Source organism: Aeromonas sp. s9, assembly GCF_040907765.1.
In the GTDB taxonomy this organism is placed as follows: Bacteria; Pseudomonadota; Gammaproteobacteria; order Enterobacterales; family Aeromonadaceae; genus Aeromonas; species Aeromonas caviae.
Window position 1 is genome coordinate 56,668 of sequence record NZ_JBFOCK010000069.1, and the last position, 20,960, is coordinate 77,627.

Below are 20,960 nucleotides of genomic sequence, written 5' to 3' on the forward strand. Positions count from 1 at the left end.
TTACGCCGACAAAAAACAGCAACACTTTGCGTGCAGAAGTAACAGGGAGTGTTATGTATCTGAAGCAAATCGTCGTCGCCTGCCTGGCGACAGCCCTGGCCGGTGGCGCCATGGCACAGCAGTTGACGCTCAAATCCGGTTACCCCGAGACTTATGTGGTGCAAAAAGGGGACACCCTCTGGGACATCTCGGGCCAGTATCTGGCCGAACCCTGGCTCTGGCCACGCCTCTGGAACATCAATCCGCAGATCGCCAATCCCCACTGGATCTATCCCGGTGACGTGCTGCACCTGAGCTGGGTCAATGGTGAGCCTCGGCTCGGCAAAGCCAGTCAGGGGGGCAAGCAGGTCATCCGTCTTTCGCCCAAGAACCGCTATGAAAACAAGGCCAATCCCATACCGACCCTGCCTCTGAGTGAGATAGCGCCCTTCCTGCAGACCGACCACATTCTGGCCAATAGCCAGCAGAGCAAGGACCTGCCCTATGTGCTCGGCAACAATGACAAGCATGTCGGGATGCTGGAGGGCGACATTCTCTATGTGAAAGGAGCCTTGAACCCGGGTCAGAGTTATGGCCTCTATCGCCCGGGGGTGGCATACAAGGACAAGCATACTGGCGAGTCGCTTGGTCAGGAGGCGATTTTTGTCGGCACGGTGCGGGCAGAGGAGTACCTTGCCCACGACACCACCAAAGTGACGCTGACCCATAACCGGCGTGAGGTGTATCAGGGCGACAAGGTGATGCCGCTGCCGTCGCAGGAGAGCATCTCTGCCGTGTTCATGCCAAAGGCGGCACCCTCCATTTCCCCCGGCTATGTGATCGAGCTGCCGAGCAAGGCACATGGTGGGGGCAAATTTGATGTGGTACTCATCAACAAGGGGGAGCGTGATCAGGTGGCCCCGGGCGATGTGCTCGAGATCCTGCGCCCAGGAGCCGAGATGGTGGACAAGAATGGCAAGGTGTCATACCGGGAATATTCATCCGTCTATGATAAGGCGTTCTATTCTGCCGGCAAGTCATCGCTGCCTGCCGAGGCCGTTGCCAGAGTCATGTTGTTCAAGGTCTACGACAAATTGAGTTACGGTCTTATCCTGCAGAGTCAGGATCTGGTCGGCTCTGGTTATCAGGTCAGTAATTTCTAACGTGTCCTTGCCACTGGAGCGGTTGTCGCTATGGCTGACGCTGGATGCCGTTACAGGCATAGGCCCGGTCACCGCCGCTCGCCTGCTGGCTCATGTGGGTGGTGACATCACAACTCTGTTTGACTCAGACGATGGCGCCCTGCGAGTTCTTGGTCTGCAGAGTGCCCAGATTCAGCAGATGAGATGGCCTCTTCCTGTCGTGGAGCAGGGATTGAGCTGGGCCGCCGAGCCCGGCAATCACCTCCTCTGTCCCGATGACCCCGCATATCCTGCCCTGCTCAAAGAGATCCCCGGCGCACCGCTCTTGCTCTACTGCCGCGGGAACGTCTCATCCCTCTCCCTGCCACAGTTGGCGATGGTGGGTACCCGCCACCCCACCTATGCCGGCAAAGACAATGCGACACGCTTGTGTGCCGAGTTGGTGGGCTGTGGTCTGGCGATCACCTCCGGCCTCGCGTTGGGCATCGATGGCGTCTGCCATCAGCAGGCGCTGGCATCGGGCGGAATCACCCTGGCGGTGCTGGGATCCGGTCTGGATTGTCTCTACCCCAAGCGTCATCAGGGGTTGGCGATGCAGATCCTCGAGCAGGAAGGTCTGCTTGTCTCCGAGTTGGCGCCCCAGCAAGGCCCCCTGGCTGAACACTTTCCTCGCCGCAACCGTATCATCAGTGGCCTGTCGCTGGGGACACTGGTGGTGGAAGCGGCAGAACAGAGTGGTTCGCTCATCACGGCCCGTTATGCGCTGGAGCAGGGCCGCGAGGTCTTTGCCGTTCCCGGCGCTCCGCAAAATGCACAGGCAGCAGGGTGCAACCGTCTGCTTCAACAGGGTGCCAAGCTGGTCTTGAATGCCGCCGATATCCTGGAAGAGTTTCCAAGGCTGGTCTTGCCCCCCGGACCAGTCAACGGTTCTTCCGAGGCGCAGCATAATAGCGAATTGCCTTATGCCGATTTGTTGGATAACGTAGATTATGAGACCACGAGCGTGGATACCGTTGCCGAACGGGCCCGGCTTCCTGTCGATGTCGTACTGGGCAGGTTGGTAGAGCTGGAGCTGGTTGGTGCAGTGATGGCGGTAGCCGGTGGATACGTCAGAGCGAGGAGGGCGAATCATGTTTGATGTATTGATGTACCTTTTCGAGACCTACATCCACAGCGATGCAGATGTGATGGTCGAGCAGGATGAACTCACCGACGAACTGAGCCGGGCCGGTTTCGACAAGGACGAGATCGAGAAAGCGCTCAACTGGCTGGAGCGACTGGCCAACCTGCACGACAGCGAGCGGGAAGTCTATGTCACCGCAAGCCAGCAGGGCTCTATGCGGATCTATGCGCCGCAGGAGCTTGTTCGCCTCAGTACTGAATGTCGCGGTTTTCTGCTGTTCCTGGAGCAGGCGCAAGTGTTGAATGCCGAAACCCGTGAAATCTGCATCGAACGGTTGCTCGAGCTGGACAAGCCGGACATCGAGCTGGACGATCTGAAGTGGGTCGTCATGATGGTGCTGTTCAATGTGCCAGGCAGTGAAAACGCCTACCAGCAGATGGAAGAGCTGGTGTTTGACGAGTCGGACGGCGTCATCCACTGACAGCCCGGTGCCGCGCTGGTAGAATTCAGGCCATCTGGATTTCAAGGCGCGGCCCATGTCAAAGATCGATCACCATCTCTTCTCTGCCCACGAACATGCCTTCGAGCGCGAGCCGTGCCCGCAGTGTGGTGCTGAACTGGTGATCCGCCAGGGCAAGCACGGTCCCTTCCTTGGTTGTTCAGCCTATCCCGCTTGCGATTACATTCGCTCCCTCACCCCCTCTGGCCGCGATATAGAGAAAGTGCTCGAGGGGTCGTCCTGTCCGGATTGTGGCCATCCACTGGCCATCAAGAAGGGTCGTTACGGTCTGTTTGTGGGATGTACCCAGTACCCGGCCTGTCAGCATATCGAATCCCTTCAGGAGAGTGACGATACCCAAATCCTCTGCCCGGAGTGTGGCAAAGGTCATCTGGTGAGCCGCACGTCCCGTTATGGCAAACAGTTCTACTCGTGTGACGCCTATCCTCACTGTAAGTATGTGGTGAATGACAAGCCGGTTCCCATGCCCTGTCCCGAGTGTGGCTGGGGCATCATGATCGAAAAGAAGGTGCGGGGAAACCTGCGCTGGGTCTGCCCGCAAAAGAAATGCTCCCACCAGATTGAGCGGGTATAATCTCGCCGCCCATGATCAGGCAGGCGGATTGCTGGTCAGCGTGAGGTTGTGAGCCGATGCGCATCGCCCAAGTCGCCCTGATCATGATCGCCATCTCCAGCTCCCTGCGGTTGCTCGGTTCACTGATGCACGCAAGCGTCTGAGCCGAAATGCATGACTGAAGAGGAGCAGGGATATAGCCCATATCGCAGCAGTGATGGCCCCGATGCCGTCATGTCGGTTCAACATACAATCCAGTGATGAGAGGCGGCAGCGTGGCTGTCGCATGTGCTTATGCCAAATGAATTTGAACAAGCGGTTGCCGCCCTTCAAGGAGAAGGGGTTATCGCCTATGCCACCGAAGCCGTGTTTGGTCTGGGGTGTGATCCTGATTCCGAAGCCGCCGTGCAGCGGCTGCTGGCCATCAAGCAGCGGCCGGTGGAGAAGGGATTGATCCTGATCGCGGCAGATCTGGCGCAATTGCAGGACTACATCGACCTGAGCCAGCTCAGCGATGAGCAGCTTGCTCGCGTGCAGGCGAGCTGGCCTGGTCCCTTCACCTGGATCATGCCCGCTCGCGCGACGACGCCGTCCTGGTTGACCGGTCAGTTCGAGACCCTGGCGGTGCGGGTCACAGGCCACCCCCAGGTGCAAGGGCTTTGCCGGGCATTTGGCAAACCGCTGGTGTCCACCAGTGCCAATCTAACCGGTGAGGAACCCGCTCGCCGGGTGGCTGATATTGGCGATCTGCTGGCAAGCCAGCTGGCTTACATTCTGCCCGGCGAAGTCGGGGGGCAAGCCAACCCGTCCGAAATCAAGGACGCCCGCACCGGGGCCATCATTCGCCCATCCTGAGTTGGGCACGGCCCTGTTTCATGCAGGTTGTGCGATGAGGTCATGACAATACGAGAAGTGCAGGCAGTGCATGCATGATGCCTGTCTGACAGGAGATAAAATGAGCAAACCGGATGTGGCCCAGGTAAAAGCCTTCCTGCTGCAATTGCAGGATGATATCTGCCGTGGCCTGGAGCAGGCCGATGGATGCGGGCGCTTTGTGGAAGATGCCTGGAGTCGCGAAGGTGGTGGTGGCGGTAGAACACGGGTGCTGCGTCAGGGGGCGGTGATCGAGCAAGGTGGGGTCAACTTCTCCCATGTCTATGGCGATGCCATGCCGGCATCCGCGACCGCACATCGTCCTGAACTGGCTGGCCGCAGGTTTGAGGCCATGGGGGTATCGCTGGTGATCCACCCGCATAATCCCTATGTACCGACCAGCCATGCGAATGTGCGGTTCTTCATCGCCGAGAAAGAGGGGGAGGAGCCGATCTGGTGGTTTGGTGGCGGCTTCGACCTGACGCCCTTCTATCCGTTCGAAGAGGACGTGAGGCATTGGCACCAGGTCTCCCATGAGCTCTGTCAGCCGTTCGGCACCGACATTTATCCCGAGTTCAAATCCTGGTGCGATCGTTACTTCTTCCTCAAGCATCGGGGCGAGACGCGCGGGGTGGGTGGTCTTTTCTTCGATGACCTGAACCGCTGGCCCTTTGCCGACTGCTTTGCCTTCATGCGTGCAGTGGGTGAGGGTTACCTGGCGGCCTACTTGCCGATTGTCGAGCGACGTAAGGAGCTTGCTTATGGGGAGCGGGAACGGGTATTCCAGCTTTATCGCCGTGGCCGCTACGTGGAGTTCAATCTGGTCTACGACCGCGGGACCCTGTTCGGACTGCAGACGGGGGGGCGTACCGAATCCATCCTGATGTCGATGCCGCCGCTGGCGCGCTGGGAGTACGACTGGCAGCCGGAGGCTGGCAGCCCGGAGGCATTGCTCTACAGCGACTACCTCAAACCGCGCGAGTGGTTGTGACCAGAGGGGCCATGATGGCCTCTTCTTATTGGCCGATATTCGGCTTGTTCCTTCATGAGAAAACCCGTTAAATCGGGATATTGCCCTCAAAAGGAACGCCTTGATGGATCGTTATCTGGTTTTTGGCCACCCCGTGCGCCACAGCAAATCTCCCTTCATTCATACCCTGTTTGCCAGGCAGACCCAGCAAGAGCTGGAGTATGGTCTGGCAGAACCGGCCGTCGATGAGTTTGCCAGCGCTCTGAACCACTTCTTCGCCGAAGGAGGGAAGGGGTGCAACGTGACCGTACCTTTCAAGGAGCAAGCCTTCGGGCTGGTGGAGCGGCTGAGCCCCAGGGCCAAGCGGGCGGGAGCGGTCAACACCATCAAACTGACTGATGATGGTGTGCTGCTGGGTGACAATACCGACGGCGCCGGGCTGGTCGCCGATCTCAAGGCTCACGGAGTGAACCTTGCCGGTAGCAGGATCCTGCTTCTGGGGGCCGGTGGCGCAGCTCGTGGCGCCCTGGCCCCTCTGCTGGCGGAAGCGCCGGGCGAGATCGTCGTGGTCAACCGTACCCATGCCAAGGCGGAACAGCTGGCTGTGGAGTTCAGGGATCTGGGCAGCATCACTGCTCAATCCTATGAACCGCTGGTGGGGCCGTTCGATCTCATCATCAATTCCACCTCAGCCAGTCTGCAAGGTGAGTTGCCACCTTTGGCTCCAACCCTCATCCACCCGGACATCGCGATCTACGACATGATGTATGGCGCAACGGATACAGCCTTCATCGGCTGGGCCAAGCAACATGGTGCGCGCCATACCATGGATGGATTGGGCATGCTGGTCGAGCAGGCTGCTGAGGCCTTTACCGTATGGCGAGGGATCCGGCCCGGCACCAAGCAGGTATTGAGAGAGTTGCAGCGCAATCTGGGCGTCGTGTGAACCAACTAGTGCGCTCTATTGGGCGGTCGGCAGATCTGATGTAGAGATTTTGCATCGCTGGATAAGGGCTCCCTCGTGATGCGGCACGGCACGTGTGATGTGAAACGGTCGTTCTGCGGTGGGTGTGTGGCAGAACAGGTGCCATTTTTATAAAACCATTGCGTAACAATAAGTTACTTTTACTTTGCCATCACTCGCAGAATTTTTTTGAGTTTTTTCTCAAAGCAGCGGAACTTCTGTAACGGACTGCTGACTAACTGGATAGTTGAGGAAGTGCTAGCTAGTCACCTTTATAACTCCCCGGTATTCGTACTGGGGATTTTTTTATCTGCATGAAAATTATGAATATTTTTTCTTTTTCCTACCCTTGAAACTAAATTACATAAATTACTTTCACTTTCTGCTGCTTTGCTGTACAGTTGTCGGCGTAGGGTACAGAGGTAAGATGTTCTATCTTTCAGACCTTTTATTTCACGTAATTGAATGTGGCTGAATAGCAGCCCCGATGAGTCATCGTCGGGGCGTTTTTTTATGAGTAACGTTTAGAGTAAATGCTTTAATTGTTGCCGTTCCTTGTTAGAATGAAGGCGTTTCTTGAGGAAAACCAATCGTCTTTGTTCTCGAGAACTCGCTTTTTCCCAAATTTTTGAACTCATTTCTTCAGGCCGGTTTGCAATGGCAAGACCGGCCTCATTTTTATCCCTATATTGCCTCACCGTGTAATTAAATTTCAGTTTCGTTTGTTACAGCCTTCAATTCTGATTTTTTACTCGATATCCATGAAAACGGTATCAGGCTGATGATTAGTTAATTCTTTTCGCGTCTAAACATGCTATCAGTATGATTTAAATATATTTTTTGAGGTTTTTCTTCAGAGGTGGCGAAGGCGGGGAGGGAGGGCTCGGAGATGGGGGGATCATGAAAGCCTTTCAATCAGCGGAGGTCCAACTCCGCCAATTGCAGCCAGGGAGAGGAGTCGTTTACTCCTCGTTCTGATTATCTTCGTCGTCTACCTGGGCGTTGTCTGCTTCGGACAGGTACCAGCCGCTCAGGGTCTGGGCCAGCTTCTCGACGCCGATATTGGTCAGAGAAGAGAATGCTTCAACCTGGATCTGCGGGCCCAGTTCTGCCACCGCCTGACGAACCTTGATCACCTGGTTGTTGCGGGGCCCCGGGCTTAACTTGTCCGCCTTGGTCAGCAACAGCATCACCGGCAGTTCACGGTGTGAACTCCATTCCAGCATGTTCATGTCGGTTTCCTTGAGCGGATGGCGGATGTCCATCAGGATCACCAGCCCTTTCAGGGACTCCCGTCGTTGCAGGTATTCAGCCAGTGACTTTTGCCACTTGAGCTTCATTTCCAGCGGAACCTGGGCATATCCATAGCCGGGCAAGTCGACCAGGCGTTTGCCCGGTTCCAGCTCAAACAGGTTGATCAGCTGAGTACGGCCAGGGGTCTTACTGGTACGTGCCAGGTTCTTGTGCTTGGTCAAGGTATTCAATGCAGACGATTTGCCAGCGTTGGAACGACCGGCAAACGCAATCTCGACACCCCCATCATTTGGCAGGTGGCGGATGTCGGGTGCGCTGGTCACAAAATGCACCTTATTGAAATTCAGAGTTTGTGTATCCAACGTAAATTCCCCATAGAGATAGAGGGTTATAGAGTTACTTTTTTGTGAAATAGTGTAAAATGGCGTCGCTTGAACGCGTTTATTTTAACATGCCTTCAGCGGCATGGGATCTGGAAGCCTAATAACGAGAAAGTTGGAACGCCATGAAGAACCTAGTCATTACACTTGCTCTGATGGTTGGCGTAACTGGGATGGCACAAGCCAAGGGCGATGCCGCTGCGGGACAAACCAAGGCTGCCGTCTGTGCGGCCTGTCATGGACCGGACGGCAACAGCCCAGTCGACATGTATCCCAAGATTGCTGGTCAGCACGCATCATATATCAAAAAACAATTAGTTGAACTGAAGGCTGCAGCTTCTGGCCAAACTGGTCGGATTGCGCCCGTCATGGGACCCATGGCGTTGCCGTTGTCCGAGCAGGATATGGACGATCTTGCCGCCTATTTCTCCAGCCAGAAGGTGACGCCGGTTGCCGTGCCCGATGATGTGGTTGCCGCAGGCAAGGCGCTTTATATGGGGGGAGACATGGAGCGAGGCCTGGCCGCCTGTACCGCCTGTCATGGCCCACGGGGTTCCGGCGTCGAGCAAGCGAAGTATCCCAGCCTGTCAGGGCAGCATCCCGCCTATATCAAGGCCCAGCTCACCGCTTTTCGTTCGGCGACCCGCGACAACGATCCCAATGGCATGATGCGGGATGTGGCCAAGAAGCTGACGGATCAGGACATCGAGGCGCTCTCCAAGTATGTGGCGGGGCTTCACTGATATAGCCTGTTAGTTATCTTGTTGAAAAGAACAGGGAACCATTGTGTTCCCTGTTCTTTTTTGAGGTTGTAGCGATCGCCCGTAAACAGCCTGCTTTGCTGTAAGAGATCTTCTATATACGGGGCTGGTCGTGTCTGAAAGATTGCTCACATATATTTTTTTATGTTTTGTTTTTCAATGAATTAAGAAATATAACATCACTTTGTACCAGTTCGAAATGTGCTTTGGTTGATTGAGTCATCCAGCGAAGAAGTTACAGTAGGCAATCAGGATTGGCCGGAGAGAGGGAGCAAGACCCGTCTTCGGTTTGACAGGATGTCTGCTCGGAGCATGCGATGAGCAATAGATGCAAAAAGCCAGGATGGTGACCGCCAGGGATGAACGGGGCTGCGGGAGGCAACCACCCCGATGGGAGGCAGGATGTCGCCGGTTTGGGTTAGACAAACAAACACACGCACACTCAGGACTGGTCAATAAGGATCAGGATGATCCAACGAAATGATGCGCCGTGGTTCGCCCAGGGATAAGGCGATTGGCTACCAGGGAATGGCACTCGCATGATGGAAAAAGGCAGCTTCGGCTGCCTTTTTTCTATTGGGTCATTAACCCGCCAAGACATTCTGTGTCAAAATACCAGCAACATGCCCAGAGGATGCCGATCCTGCGGTGTTCAGCGGCCCAAAGTGGTCGAATTGGTGCGGGATCTCACTCTTGTTCCATATTTACTGTTCCCCGCTTCAGCATCCTCCCCGGACGACACGCTCCGGGGGTTTCCATTCAGTTATTTGTCGGAGTCATTCATGTCGGCCAAACAACCCAACCGCAAGCCTACCGGCAAGCGCAAAGAATCAGATGCCAGTGCCCAGGAAGGTCGTGAGCGCAAGCGCGCCGCCAAGCGCAAGGGCCTGAAGGCGGGCTCCCGCCAACAGGTCGAGCAGGCGGGCAAAAAGAGCGGCTCCAAGCAGGCCAAGGATCCACGCATCGGCTCTCGCAAGCCCATCGCGCTGATTGCCGACGAGAAGGGCAGCAAGCCGGTGGCGACCAAGCCTGCGAAAGAGAAGCGGGTGGTGATGACCCCCGAGCAGGAGCTGGCGTCCATCGAGAATGATGATCGCCTCAATGCCTTGCTGGATCGTCTGGATGCCGGTGAAACCCTGGAGGCCGCAGAGCAGGCATGGGTCGATCAGCGGGTTGACCGTTATCAGGAGCTGATGGACGAGCTCGGTATCATCGACAACGACGATGACGAAGATGGCGACATGGATTTTGATGATGCCGATTTTGATGAGCCGAGTCAGCCTGCCTCCGAAGAGGAGTTGTGGGAGCGTTTCTCTCAGGCGGACTACCAGCCTGAAGCCAAACCCGAGCCGAAGAAAAAGTGATGAGTGGATGGATGCTGGCCGCCCTGTTGGGTGGCCTGATTTTGCTGGGGCTTGCCGTCTATGCCGGCGCCCTGATGGCGCGCCTCAAACGCCAGCAAGAGATGCAGCAGCACGCCATTGCGGCCCGCAACGAGCGGATCCTGGAGAGTGTCAGGGTGATCGCCCACGCGGTACGAGATGGTCAGTGCGACTACTCAGAAGGCGCCATCCGGCTGACCAATCTGCTGGATGCCTTGCAAATAAAGGGGGGCCGCGCCTTTGCCACCGAGTTCCCGGGGCTCTACGGCCTCTATGAGAAGGTGAAGGAAATGCCGACCCATGAGGCGAGGCGGGCACTCAAGCGCAATGAAGTGATGAAGATGGATCTCGAACGCAGCGGCTACGAGGCCGAGCTGGAGGCGCAGATCCTTGAGGATGTCGCCAGACTGAAGGATTTTCAGTTAAGCCGGTGAGCCCATGACAAAGACAGAGGAAGCAAGCGTGCAAGCAGAACAGATTGTGTGGGATCAGGCCCTGATCGAAAAATACAACTACAGTGGTCCGCGTTACACCTCCTATCCCACTGCGCTGGAGTTCAACGAGGGGTTCGGCTATCCGGACTTTGTCCAGGCAGCGGGCCAGTATCCTGCACGCAATCTGTCGCTCTACGTGCATATCCCCTTCTGTCACAAGCTCTGCTACTACTGCGGCTGCAACAAGGTCATTACCCGGCACCAGCACAAGGCAGATCAATACCTCGACTACCTCGAACAGGAGATCAAGGCCCAGGCCCCCCTGTTCAAGGAGAGACTGGTCACCCAGCTGCACTGGGGTGGCGGCACACCCACCTATCTGAGCGAACCCCAGACTCGTCGTCTGATGGCCATGTTGCGGGAGCACTTCCACTTCGCCGAGGAGGGGGAGATCAGCATCGAGGTGGATCCCCGCGAGATCGAATTGTCCATGCTGGATGTGCTGCGGGAGCTCGGTTTCAACCGCATCAGCCTTGGCGTTCAGGACTTCAACAAGGCGGTCCAGGTCGCGGTCAATCGGGAGCAGGACAACGACTTCATCCGTGCCATGCTGGTTCGTGCCCGCGAGCTGGGGTTCCGCTCCACCAATCTGGATCTCATCTACGGTCTGCCGCACCAGAACCGGGAGAGCTTCCATCACACCCTGGAAGAGGTGCTCAAGACCGACCCGGCCCGCCTCTCCATCTTCAACTATGCCCACCTGCCGAGCCGTTTTGCCGCCCAGCACAAGCTGAAAGAAGCGGACATGCCGGCACCGCAGGAGAAGCTGGCCATGCTGCAGGACACCATTGCCTTCCTGACCGGCCAGGGTTATCAGTTCATCGGCATGGACCACTTTGCCAAGCCCGATGACGAGCTGGCCGTCGCCCAGCGTGAGGGCAAGCTGCATCGCAACTTCCAGGGCTATACCACCCAGGGGGATTGCGATCTGCTGGGGCTGGGGGTCTCTTCCATCAGCATGATGGGGGATGCCTATTCCCAGAACCAGAAGGATCTCAAAACCTACTACGCCCAGGTCGAGTCACTGGGCCATGCCCAGTGGAAGGGGTGCTCCCTCAATCGGGACGATCTGATCCGTCGTGAGGTGATCAAGCGCCTCATCTGCGATTTTTCCCTGAACTTCGCCGCTGTGGAGCAGGCCCACGGCCTGGTGTTCAAGGAGTATTTTGCCGAGGATCTCAAGCTGTTGCAGACCTTCATCGATGACGGTCTGGTGCGCATGACCGAAGAGGGGCTGGAGGTGGTCTCCACCGGTCAGCTGCTGATCCGCAACATCTGCATGTGCTTCGATGTCTACCTGCGCAACAAGGCGCGCCAGCAGCAGTTCTCCCGGGTGATCTAGGCCGGGCAATGTCGTGGGACAATAAAAAAACCGCCTTTCGGCGGTTTTTTTATTGGGTTTTACCCCTGCTCAGCGTTGAGCCGCACGGGCACTCAGCTCGGCCTTCTCGGCTTCGCTCAGGAAGGCCAGGGTCAGGCCGTTCTGCTGGGCGGTGCGGATCTCGCTCACCGTCATGCCGGCAGCCGAGGCCGCCACCTCGTATTCATGGGGCAGGTCGATCCCCTCCACCGCCGGATCGTCGGTATTGAGGCAGGCCAGCACGCCGGCGGCCAGGAACTGGCGGATCGGGTGATCGGCCAGACTCGCCACTGTGGTGGTCTGGAGGTTGGAGGTGAGGCAGGACTCGATGCCGATGCGGTGTTCGGCCAGATAGGCCATCAGGGCCGGATCCTGGATGGCCTTGACCCCGTGGCCGATGCGCTCGGCTCCCAGCTCGCGAATGGCCTGCCACATGCTCTCGGGGCCGGCGGCTTCACCGGCGTGCACGGTGACCCGCATTCCTGCATCCCGCACCCGGCGGAAGTGGTCGGTGAAGAGATCGCCCGGGAAGCCCAGTTCGTCGCCGGCCAGATCGATGGCGACCAGGCGATCGCGATGAGCCAGACAGGCATCCAGCTCCTGCTTGCACTGCTCGGTGCCGAAGGTACGGCTCATGATGCCGATGAGATTGGTCTTGATGCCAAAGTCACGGCTGCCTGCGGCCACGCCGTCGATGATGGCTTCGACCACGCCCTGCGGGTGCAGTTTGTGGGTCATCGCCATGTAGGCCGGGCTGAAGCGCAGCTCGGCATAGTCGATCCCGGCACGCAGCAGATCTTCCACGTTTTCGTAGGCGACCCGGCGGCAGGCATCGTAGTCGGCCAGCACGGCAACGCCCCAGTCCAGTTTCTTCAGGAAGGCCACCAGACTCGGCTCGTTCTCGACGATCTGCACGTGCGGGCGCAGGGCTTCCAGCTCATCGGCCGGCAGTCGGATGTTGTGCTGACGTCCCAGCTCGAGAATGGTCTGCGGGCGGATGTTGCCATCCAGATGGCGATGCAGGTCGGTCAGGGGGAGGGATCTGTCAATCATGGGGCACCTTCTGCGAGTCGGGTTGGAAAGCCTGCCATTCTAGGCGGGACGCCTGAAAAAGATACCCCGTTTGCAAGCAAACGGGGTGTGATTGGTCAGGCTTTCCCTCAAGGCGTGATGGGAATCGTTTTTCCCGCAGGCTCAGGGAATGTCGAGCTCCTTGAGCTTGCGGGTCAGGGTATTGCGGCCCCAGCCGAGCAGGCGGGCAGCCTCCTGCTTGTGACCGTGGGTGTGATCCAGTGCTGTCTCCAGCATGATCCGTTCGAACTGGGGCATGGCATCCGCCAGGATATCGGTCTCCCCCAGCGCCAGCTTGGCGGCCACCCAGTCCTGCAACTGCTGCTGCCAGCCACCGGTCAGGGCGGGCTGGCCCGGCTCGGCGGTGCTGGTGATGGGAGTCAGCAGCTCGGTGGGCAGATCGCCTACCAGCACCTCCTGGCCCGAGGCCATCACCGTCAGCCAGCGGCAGACGTTCTCCAGCTGGCGCACGTTGCCCGGCCAGGGGAGGCGGCTGATGTAGGTCTGGGTATCCGGGTGCAGGCTCTTGGCCTCCACGTTCAGCTCCTTGGCGGCTCGCAGCAGGAAGTGCTGGGCCAGCTGGGGGATGTCCTCCCGGCGCTCCTTGAGGGCCGGAATATGGATGCGGATGACGTTGAGGCGGTGGAACAGGTCTTCCCGAAACTCGCCGTCGGCGACCCGCTTCTCCAGATTCTGGTGGGTGGCGGCAATGATCCGCACATCCACCTGCACCGGTTGGTGGCCGCCAACCCGGTAGAACTGCCCGTCCGCCAGTACCCGCAGCAACCGGGTCTGCACGTCCAGCGGCATGTCGCCTATTTCGTCGAGAAACAGGGTGCCACCATCGGCCTGTTCGAAGCGGCCGTGACGAATGTTGTTGGCGCCGGTGAAGGCTCCCTTCTCATGACCGAACAGCTCGGATTCGATGAGATCTTTCGGGATGGCCGCCATGTTGAGGGCGATGAAGTTCTTGTGGGCCCGGGGGCTGTGCTTGTGCAGGGCATGGGCAACCAGCTCCTTGCCGGTACCGCTCTGGCCGTTGATGAGCACCGAGATGCTGGAGCGCGACAGCCGGCCGATGGCGCGGAACACCTCCTGCATGGCAGGGGCTTCGCCGATGATCTCCGGGGTGGTGGTGGCTTCCTGTTGGCGAGCCTTGCGCTTGGTCCGCTGCTCCTTGAGGTGGTTCTCGGCCCGGCGTACCAGGGTGACCGCTTCGTCGATGTCGAACGGCTTGGGCAGGTATTCGAAGGCACCTCGCTGGTAGGCGTTGACTGCGGAGTCGAGGTCCGAGTGGGCCGTCATGATGATGATGGGCAGATCGGCCTGGCGGCGATGGATCTGCTCCAGCAGGCTCAGGCCGTCGATGCCCGGCATGCGAATATCCGAGAGGATCACGTCCGGTGAGCGCATCTCCAGTGAACTCAGCAGGGCTTCGCCGTCGGCGAAACTTTCGCATTCGAAGCCTTCGCTGCCAAGGGTGCGCTCCAGAACCCACCGGATGGAGCTGTCGTCATCGACGATCCACACTTTTGCTGTCATGAGGTTCCCTTACTTGCGAAGTGGTAAATAAATGGTGAATTCGGTGTGGCCCGGCCAGCTGATGCAGTCGATGCGCCCCTTGTGCTGATCGATCAGGTTCTGGGCGATGGAGAGGCCCAGGCCTGTTCCCCCATCCTTGCCGGTGATCATGGGATAGAAGAGGGTGTCGCGAATGGCGTCGGGAATGCCGGGGCCGTTGTCGATGATCTTGATTTCGGCCGCCAGGCGATAGCGCTGGCCATGGATGGTGATCTGGAAGGCGGTGCGCGTCTTGATGCGGATGAGGCCGTCCTGATCCCCAAGGGCCTCGGCGGCGTTGCGCACTATGTTCAGGAACGCCTGTTGCAGCTGGTCCGATTCCATCTCGAATTCGGGGATGCTGGGGTCGTAGTCCCGCTCGATGCGGATCTGCGGCGGCAGCTCCAGGTCCACCAGACGGCGCACCTGCTCCAGCACGGAGTGAACGTTGTGCATCTGGTGACGGCCGGGACGCTGGGGACCGAGCAACCTGTCGACCAGCACCCGCAGGCGATCGGCCTGCTCGATGATGATGCCGGTGTATTCACGCAAGGCCGGGTCGGGCAACTCCTTTTGCAGCAGTTGGGCCGCGCCGCGCAATCCCCCCAGGGGGTTCTTGATCTCGTGCGCCAGGCCGCGCACCAGCTCCTTGGCGGCCTGCTGCTGGGCGTGTTGCTGCAGCTCCTGGCTGATCTTCTTCTGCTGATCGATCTTGCGCAGTTCTACCACCATCAGTCGCTGTTCATTATCGGCCATGGGGCTGACGCTGATCTCTACCAGCCTGGGCTCCCCCTCCACCACCAGGGTGACTTCGCTGTCGGTGAAGCCCTGCCCCGAAATGAGGCACTGTTTGAAACGCTGCAGATCGAGAGAGATGTGCTCCAGCAGGTGGGGCAGTTCGATGCCGATCAGTCGTCGTTCGCTGAGGGAAAGCAGCTGCTCTGCCGCCGGGTTGACGAATTGAATGCAGAGACGTTCATCCATGAGAATGACGGCGGTCAGCAGATTGTCCAAGAGTGTCTTGGCGTTGTCCGAGCGGGTTGGCACAGGTTTCTCCCTAAAACGGTGCTGTACACCTAGAATGCACCAATATAGTGCATCAAGTTTACCCGCATCGGTGCGTCACATCACCCCTAATTGGCCTTGGGGGCGGCTCTGGGAGCCTGATTCACCGACGCCCTGTGCAGGTAAAAGGTGGTTGGCTTAGATTTAGCAAGGATCGTACCGTCTTTGGCGAGCAACTCGAGCCGTGCCTCGTAAGCGCCCCTATCGAGGTTTTCCACCCGTATGGCCAGGCTGTTGTGAACCAGGGGCACCGCCTTGCCGTTCAGGATCAGGCGAACATCGTATTGCACCGGGACCTGGGGAGAGATCTCGCCCTGGAAGACGATGTTGCCGGTATTGTCGCGCAATGTGCTGCCCGGTTCCGGAGAGATGAGGTCGATCTCCAGGGGAGCCGCTTCCAGGGCTTTCCTGGCATCGACACCGGTCAGGCTGTTGAAGTTGTCCACCTGGACCGAGTGGGGGGCTGTGCCGATGAGCGGCGAGACCCGCAGGTCCACCTCTTTTGCGCTCTTGCCGGGAGGGGGGGCATCGGTGTAGTGGGTCACCCCCTGGGGATCGACCCAGGAGTAGACGCGTGCGGCCTGTGCAGAACAGGAGGCCATCAGCAGGAGGCTCAGCAGCCAGGGTACAGTGTTCATCCATCTCTCCTTGACGGGGTTCACCTTAATCCTATCAGAGAAAAACCACGGGGTCGGGGCGTGAGCAGCCGAGGGTGGTACGGCTCCGTGAACGGGATCATCTTTCTGTACGATCGTGCCCGTTTGGCGGTATTTCCGTTGCCAGAATGAAAAAAACCCGCCAGATGGCGGGTTTGTCATGGGAAAGCGGATTAGACGGAGTAGTACAGCTCGAACTCCAGCGGGTGCGGAGTCATGCGCACGCGGTCAACATCCTGCTGTTTCAGTTCCAGGTAGGAGTTGATGAAGTCATCGCTGAACACGCCACCACGGGTCAGGAACTCACGGTCTGCATCCAGTGCGGACAGCGCTTCGTCCAGGGAACCGGCAACGGTCGGCACTTCGGCGGCTTCTTCCGGCGGCAGATCGTACAGGTTCTTGTCCATGGCATCGCCCGGATGGATCTTGTTGATGATACCGTCCAGACCGGCCATCAGCTGGGCAGCGAAGGCCAGGTACGGGTTGGCAGCCGGATCCGGGAAGCGTACTTCGATGCGGCGGGCTTTCGGGCTCGGCACGACCGGGATACGGATGGAGGCAGAGCGGTTGCGGGCGGAGTAGGCCAGCATGACCGGTGCTTCATAGCCCGGCACCAGACGCTTGTAGGAGTTGGTGGTCGGGTTGGCGAAGGCGTTGATGGCCTTGGCGTGTTTGATGATGCCGCCGATGTAGTGCAGTGCCATCTCGGACAGACCGCCATACAGGTCGCCTGCGAACAGGTTGACGCCGTCTTTGGCCAGGGACTGGTGGCAGTGCATGCCGGAGCCGTTGTCGCCAAACATGGGTTTCGGCATGAAGGTGACGGTCTTGTTGTAGGCGTGGGCCACGTTGTGGATCACGTACTTCAGGACCTGCACTTCGTCAGCCTTCAGGGTGAGGGTGTTGAAGCGGGTTGCGATCTCGTTCTGACCGGCAGTCGCCACTTCGTGGTGGTGAGCTTCGACGACCTGGCCCATCTCTTCCAGCACCAGGCACATGGCGGCACGGATGTCCTGGGAGGAGTCAACCGGGGCAACCGGGAAGTAACCACCCTTGACGAACGGACGGTGACCCTTGTTGCCGTGCTCGTAGTCGGTACCGGAGTTCCAGGCAGCTTCTTCGGATTCGATCTTCACGAAGCTGTGGCCCATGGTGTTGGAGAAGGTGATGTTGTCGAACATGAAGAATTCCGGCTCCGGCCCGAACAGCACGGTGTCAGCGATGCCGCTGGACTTCAGGAAATCTTCGGCACGCTTGGCGATGGAGCGCGGATCGCGGTCATAGCCTTGCATGGTGGCGGGTTCCAGCACGTCACAGACGATGTTCAGAGTGGTCTCTTCGGTGAACGGGTCCAGTTTGGCGGAAGCCGGGTCCGGCATCAGCACCATGTCAGACTCGTTGATGCCCTTCCAGCCGCCGATGGAGGAACCATCGAACATCTTGCCGTCTTCGAAGAAGTCTTCGTCAACCTGGTGGGAAGGGATGGATACGTGCTGCTCTTTACCCTTGGTGTCGGTAAAACGCAGATCAACAAACTTGACTTCGTGTTCCTGGATCAGGGCCAAAACGTTCTGGGCTGACATGCTAAGTAACCTCCGGTGTTAAAACTCTTTGGGTGAATGCGTCGTCACATTCACATAAGCCAGTATCGTGCCAAGTTTGTGACAGCTTGATTTCAGGGCACTTGCACCGTTTCAGGCTGTCGAGAAACCCGTTCTCATGCCGGTTGCTGCATTAAAGTGGTGCAACCTTGGATCGTTTTGGTGCGCCGAGATGGTGCGCCAGCGTATCCAGGCCATCTAAGCAGCCTTTTGCTGCGGGGTCCATGATCCTGATCCTTTGTTGTGTGTGAATGTGTTGCAATTCTGCTAGGCAGATCACAAAGGCGAGAGTACAATTAGCGCCCAATTTTACCCGGTGATTTGAGGCGAGAATGTTAGAGAATTTACGCAATATTGCGATTATTGCGCACGTTGACCACGGCAAAACGACTCTGGTTGATAAGCTGCTGCAGCAATCCGGCACTCTGGATCGCACCAGCGAAGGTCAGGAACGGATCATGGACTCCAATGATCTGGAACGGGAACGTGGCATCACCATTCTCGCCAAGAACACTGCGATCCGCTGGAACGACTACCGCATCAACATCGTGGATACCCCGGGTCACGCCGACTTCGGTGGTGAAGTTGAGCGCGTGCTCTCCATGGTTGACTCCGTGCTGCTGCTGGTCGACGCCGTTGACGGCCCGATGCCGCAGACCCGTTTCGTGACCCAGAAGGCGTTCGCCCAGGGTCTGAAGCCCATCGTGGTCATCAACAAGATCGACCGTCCGGGTGCTCGTCCTGACTGGGTAATGGATCAGGTCTTTGATCTGTTCGACAACCTGGGTGCCACCGATGAGCAACTGGACTTCAAGGTTGTTTACGCCTCTGCACTGAACGGTTGGGCCACCCTGGATCAGGACGTCCCGTCCGAGAACATGGAACCCCTGTTCCAGGCCATCGTCGACAACGTGGAAGCCCCGAAGGGCGACGTTGACGGTGCCTTCCAGATGCAAATCTCCCAGCTGGACTACAACTCCTACGTGGGCGTCATCGGTATCGGCCGCATCACTCGTGGTCGCGTCAAGACCAACCAGCAGGTCACCATCGTCAGTGCCAACGGCAAACCGCGTACCGGCAAGGTCGGTCAGGTGCTGGGCTACCTGGGCCTGTCCCGTACCGAAGTGACCGACGCGCAAGCGGGCGACATCATCGCCATCACCGGTCTGGGCGAGCTGAAGATCTCTGACACCATCTGTGACAACAGTGCCGTCGAAGCCCTGCCGCCGCTCTCCGTTGACGAGCCGACCGTGAACATGACCTTCCAGGTCAACACCTCGCCGTTCGCCGGTAAAGAAGGCAAGTTCGTCACCTCCCGCAACATTCTGGAGCGTCTGAACCAGGAGCTGGTTCACAACGTGGCCCTGCGCGTGGAAGAGACCGAAGATCCGGACAAGTTCCGCGTCTCCGGCCGTGGTGAACTGCACCTCTCCATCCTGATCGAAAACATGCGTCGCGAAGGTTACGAACTGGCGGTATCCCGTCCGGAAGTTATCCTGCGTACCGTGGATGGCGAACTGCAAGAACCGTTCGAAACCGTTACTGTGGACGTGGAAGAAGCGCATCAGGGATCCGTGATGGAGCAGCTCGGCCTGCGTAAAGGCGAGATGACCAACATGACCCCGGATGGCAAGGGTCGCGTCCGTCTGGACTTCATCATCCCGAGCCGTGGCCTGATCGGCTTCCAGACCGAGTTCCTGACCATGACCTCTGGTACCGGTCTGCTGTATCACACCTTCGACCACTACGGTCCGCACAAGGGTGGCAGCATCGGTGAGCGTCAGAACGGCGTGCTGATCTCCAACGCCACCGGCAAGGCCCTGACCTTCGCCCTGTTCGGTCTGCAAGACCGTGGTCGTCTGTTCATTGGTCACGCGACCGAAGTGTACGAAGGCCAGGTGATCGGTATCCACTCCCGCTCCAACGACCTGACCGTCAACTGCCTGAAAGGCAAGCAGCTGACCAACATGCGTGCCTCCGGTACCGACGAAGCCCAGGTGCTGACTCCGCCGATCCGCATGACCCTGGAGCAGGCTCTCGAGTTCATCGACAACGACGAGCTGGTCGAGATCACCCCGAAAGCCATCCGTATCCGCAAGAAACTGCTGACTGAGATGGATCGCAAGCGCGCTGGTCGTGCTTGATCGATAGCTGTTCATCGACAGACCAAAGAGAGGCCTTATGGCCTCTTTTTTTATGGGCTCGACATGAGGGCGCATGGTGCCTGAGCCCGATGGAGGCGCATCCGGCCGGTCTGCGGGTGGCCAAATGACCACCCTATCTGACACAATGTCTGCATGATCACGCTTACGAGAAACAAGATGCAGCAGCAGATCCGCGGCCGTCTGGCCCATGCACTCTCCTTCTTGCGCCACGATGGTGCCCACTTCGCCCAGTTTGTCTGGGGCCGCTTCCAGCAGGACAGATTGACGGTGACCGCCGGTTACCTGGCCTATGTCACCCTGCTCTCCCTGGTGCCCATGATCGCCGTGGTGTTCGGCATGATGTCGGCCTTTCCGGTGTTCCAGAGCCTGAAGCAGGCGATGGAGCAGTTCGTCTATCACAACTTCGTCCCCACCGCCGGCGAGATGCTCAAGGAGTACATCGACGGCTTCGTGGCCAACGCCACCAACACCACGGCCGTCGGTATCGGTGCCCTGATCGTGGTGGCCCTGATGCTCATCTCGGCCATCGACAAGAACCTCAACTACATCTGGCGATCCACCCGAAGCCGGCCCTTGGCCCAGGCATTCGCCATGTACTGGATGATCCTGACCCTGGGCCCCGTGCTCATCGGGGCCAGCATCGCCATCTCCTCCTACATTCTCTCGCTCAGGTTGTTCGCGGCTGACAGCCTGTTCGGTATCGGCTATCTGCTGCTGCGCAGCCTGCCGTTCCTCTTCTCCGTGCTCACCTTCCTGCTGATCTATACCGTGGTGCCCAACTGCCGCGTGCGGCTGACCCACGCCTTCATAGGTGCCCTGGTGGCGGCCACCCTGTTCGAGCTGGCCAAGCGCGGCTTTGCCATCTACATCACCAACTTCCCCTCCTACCAGGCCATCTATGGCGCCCTGGCGACCATTCCCATCCTGTTCGTCTGGGTGTATCTGAGCTGGCTGGTGGTGTTGCTGGGGGCCGAGACCACCGCCTGCCTCGGGGAGTACGAGAAGCCCGGTGCAGAGGAGCTGGCCTGACGCCGGCCGGCCATCACACCGGATCCCGCCACAAAGGCGTTGGCCCGGGCAGGGCATT

General features: G+C 58.5%; 19 protein-coding genes. 13 read left to right on the top strand and 6 right to left on the bottom strand.

The features are described 5' to 3' along the window. The first annotated feature begins 53 nt into the window (after positions 1–53). The 7 genes from AB5Y54_RS14085 to aroE all read left to right on the top strand — a co-directional run bounded on the left by AB5Y54_RS14085 (position 54) and on the right by aroE (position 6,106). Complete coding sequence (locus tag AB5Y54_RS14085) at positions 54–1,142, top strand: LysM peptidoglycan-binding domain-containing protein (protein ID WP_128345206.1); 1,089 nt, start codon at positions 54–56, stop codon at positions 1,140–1,142. Position 1,143: 1 nt separating this feature from the next. After that, entirely contained in the window at positions 1,144–2,259 is a 1,116-nt protein-coding gene (dprA, locus tag AB5Y54_RS14090) for a DNA-processing protein DprA (protein WP_128345209.1), read from the top strand. Then, positions 2,252–2,725: a DUF494 family protein gene (locus AB5Y54_RS14095; RefSeq protein ID WP_010672510.1), complete on the top strand. Its 474-nt coding sequence runs from the start codon at positions 2,252–2,254 to the stop codon at positions 2,723–2,725. Before dprA ends, AB5Y54_RS14095 begins: the two co-directional genes overlap by 8 nt. A gap of 55 nt (positions 2,726–2,780) precedes the next feature. Further along, complete coding sequence (locus tag AB5Y54_RS14100) at positions 2,781–3,338, top strand: type I DNA topoisomerase (protein ID WP_042015238.1); 558 nt, start codon at positions 2,781–2,783, stop codon at positions 3,336–3,338. Between the two features lie 273 nt (positions 3,339–3,611). Beyond that, on the top strand, positions 3,612–4,172 hold the full coding sequence (locus AB5Y54_RS14105; protein WP_039039520.1) for a Sua5/YciO/YrdC/YwlC family protein: 561 nt from the start codon (positions 3,612–3,614) through the stop codon (positions 4,170–4,172). 100 nt (positions 4,173–4,272) lie between these two features. Then, positions 4,273–5,181 (top strand): oxygen-dependent coproporphyrinogen oxidase, encoded by a 909-nt coding sequence (gene hemF / locus AB5Y54_RS14110; protein WP_201985673.1) that lies wholly within the window; start codon positions 4,273–4,275, stop codon positions 5,179–5,181. Between the two features lie 103 nt (positions 5,182–5,284). Next, positions 5,285–6,106, top strand: a complete 822-nt coding sequence (aroE, locus tag AB5Y54_RS14115) for a shikimate dehydrogenase (RefSeq protein WP_143238200.1) — start codon at positions 5,285–5,287, stop codon at positions 6,104–6,106. Between the two features lie 980 nt (positions 6,107–7,086). On the opposite strand, the gene yihA is transcribed toward aroE, so the two are convergent. Beyond that, positions 7,087–7,740 (bottom strand): ribosome biogenesis GTP-binding protein YihA/YsxC, encoded by a 654-nt coding sequence (gene yihA / locus AB5Y54_RS14120; protein ID WP_042015244.1) that lies wholly within the window; start codon positions 7,738–7,740, stop codon positions 7,087–7,089. A gap of 143 nt (positions 7,741–7,883) precedes the next feature. On the opposite strand from yihA, the gene AB5Y54_RS14125 reads away from it, so the two are divergent. The 4 genes from AB5Y54_RS14125 to hemN all read left to right on the top strand — a co-directional run bounded on the left by AB5Y54_RS14125 (position 7,884) and on the right by hemN (position 11,737). Then, positions 7,884–8,501 carry a cytochrome c gene (locus tag AB5Y54_RS14125; RefSeq protein ID WP_053288830.1) on the top strand — a complete coding sequence of 206 codons (618 nt, stop codon included), beginning with the start codon at positions 7,884–7,886 and terminating at the stop codon, positions 8,499–8,501. An 800-nt stretch (positions 8,502–9,301) separates the two neighbouring features. Then, positions 9,302–9,883, top strand: coding sequence for a Der GTPase-activating protein YihI (gene yihI, locus AB5Y54_RS14130; RefSeq protein WP_039039515.1), 582 nt, complete (start codon positions 9,302–9,304; stop codon positions 9,881–9,883). Positions 9,884–9,894: 11 nt separating this feature from the next. Continuing rightward, on the top strand, positions 9,895–10,335 hold the full coding sequence (locus tag AB5Y54_RS14135) for a DUF2489 domain-containing protein (protein WP_053288829.1): 441 nt from the start codon (positions 9,895–9,897) through the stop codon (positions 10,333–10,335). A gap of 28 nt (positions 10,336–10,363) precedes the next feature. After that, entirely contained in the window at positions 10,364–11,737 is a 1,374-nt protein-coding gene (hemN, locus tag AB5Y54_RS14140; protein WP_041212163.1) for an oxygen-independent coproporphyrinogen III oxidase, read from the top strand. Between the two features lie 69 nt (positions 11,738–11,806). On the opposite strand, the gene add is transcribed toward hemN, so the two are convergent. The 5 genes from add to glnA all read right to left on the bottom strand — a co-directional run bounded on the left by add (position 11,807) and on the right by glnA (position 17,690). After that, positions 11,807–12,808, bottom strand: a complete 1,002-nt coding sequence (gene add, locus AB5Y54_RS14145; RefSeq protein WP_201927525.1) for an adenosine deaminase — start codon at positions 12,806–12,808, stop codon at positions 11,807–11,809. Between the two features lie 141 nt (positions 12,809–12,949). Further along, positions 12,950–14,368 (bottom strand): nitrogen regulation protein NR(I), encoded by a 1,419-nt coding sequence (gene glnG / locus AB5Y54_RS14150; protein ID WP_010672523.1) that lies wholly within the window; start codon positions 14,366–14,368, stop codon positions 12,950–12,952. A 9-nt stretch (positions 14,369–14,377) separates the two neighbouring features. Continuing rightward, positions 14,378–15,433, bottom strand: a complete 1,056-nt coding sequence (gene glnL / locus AB5Y54_RS14155) for a nitrogen regulation protein NR(II) (RefSeq protein WP_201997356.1) — start codon at positions 15,431–15,433, stop codon at positions 14,378–14,380. An 86-nt stretch (positions 15,434–15,519) separates the two neighbouring features. Beyond that, positions 15,520–16,089 (bottom strand): DUF4124 domain-containing protein, encoded by a 570-nt coding sequence (locus tag AB5Y54_RS14160; protein ID WP_010672525.1) that lies wholly within the window; start codon positions 16,087–16,089, stop codon positions 15,520–15,522. Between the two features lie 191 nt (positions 16,090–16,280). Then, on the bottom strand, positions 16,281–17,690 hold the full coding sequence (gene glnA, locus AB5Y54_RS14165; protein WP_010672526.1) for a glutamate--ammonia ligase: 1,410 nt from the start codon (positions 17,688–17,690) through the stop codon (positions 16,281–16,283). 350 nt (positions 17,691–18,040) lie between these two features. On the opposite strand from glnA, the gene typA reads away from it, so the two are divergent. Beyond that, complete coding sequence (typA, locus tag AB5Y54_RS14170; protein WP_043153538.1) at positions 18,041–19,852, top strand: translational GTPase TypA; 1,812 nt, start codon at positions 18,041–18,043, stop codon at positions 19,850–19,852. A gap of 177 nt (positions 19,853–20,029) precedes the next feature. Continuing rightward, positions 20,030–20,902 carry a virulence factor BrkB family protein gene (locus tag AB5Y54_RS14175; RefSeq protein WP_039039511.1) on the top strand — a complete coding sequence of 291 codons (873 nt, stop codon included), beginning with the start codon at positions 20,030–20,032 and terminating at the stop codon, positions 20,900–20,902. Positions 20,903–20,960: the final 58 nt, after the last annotated feature.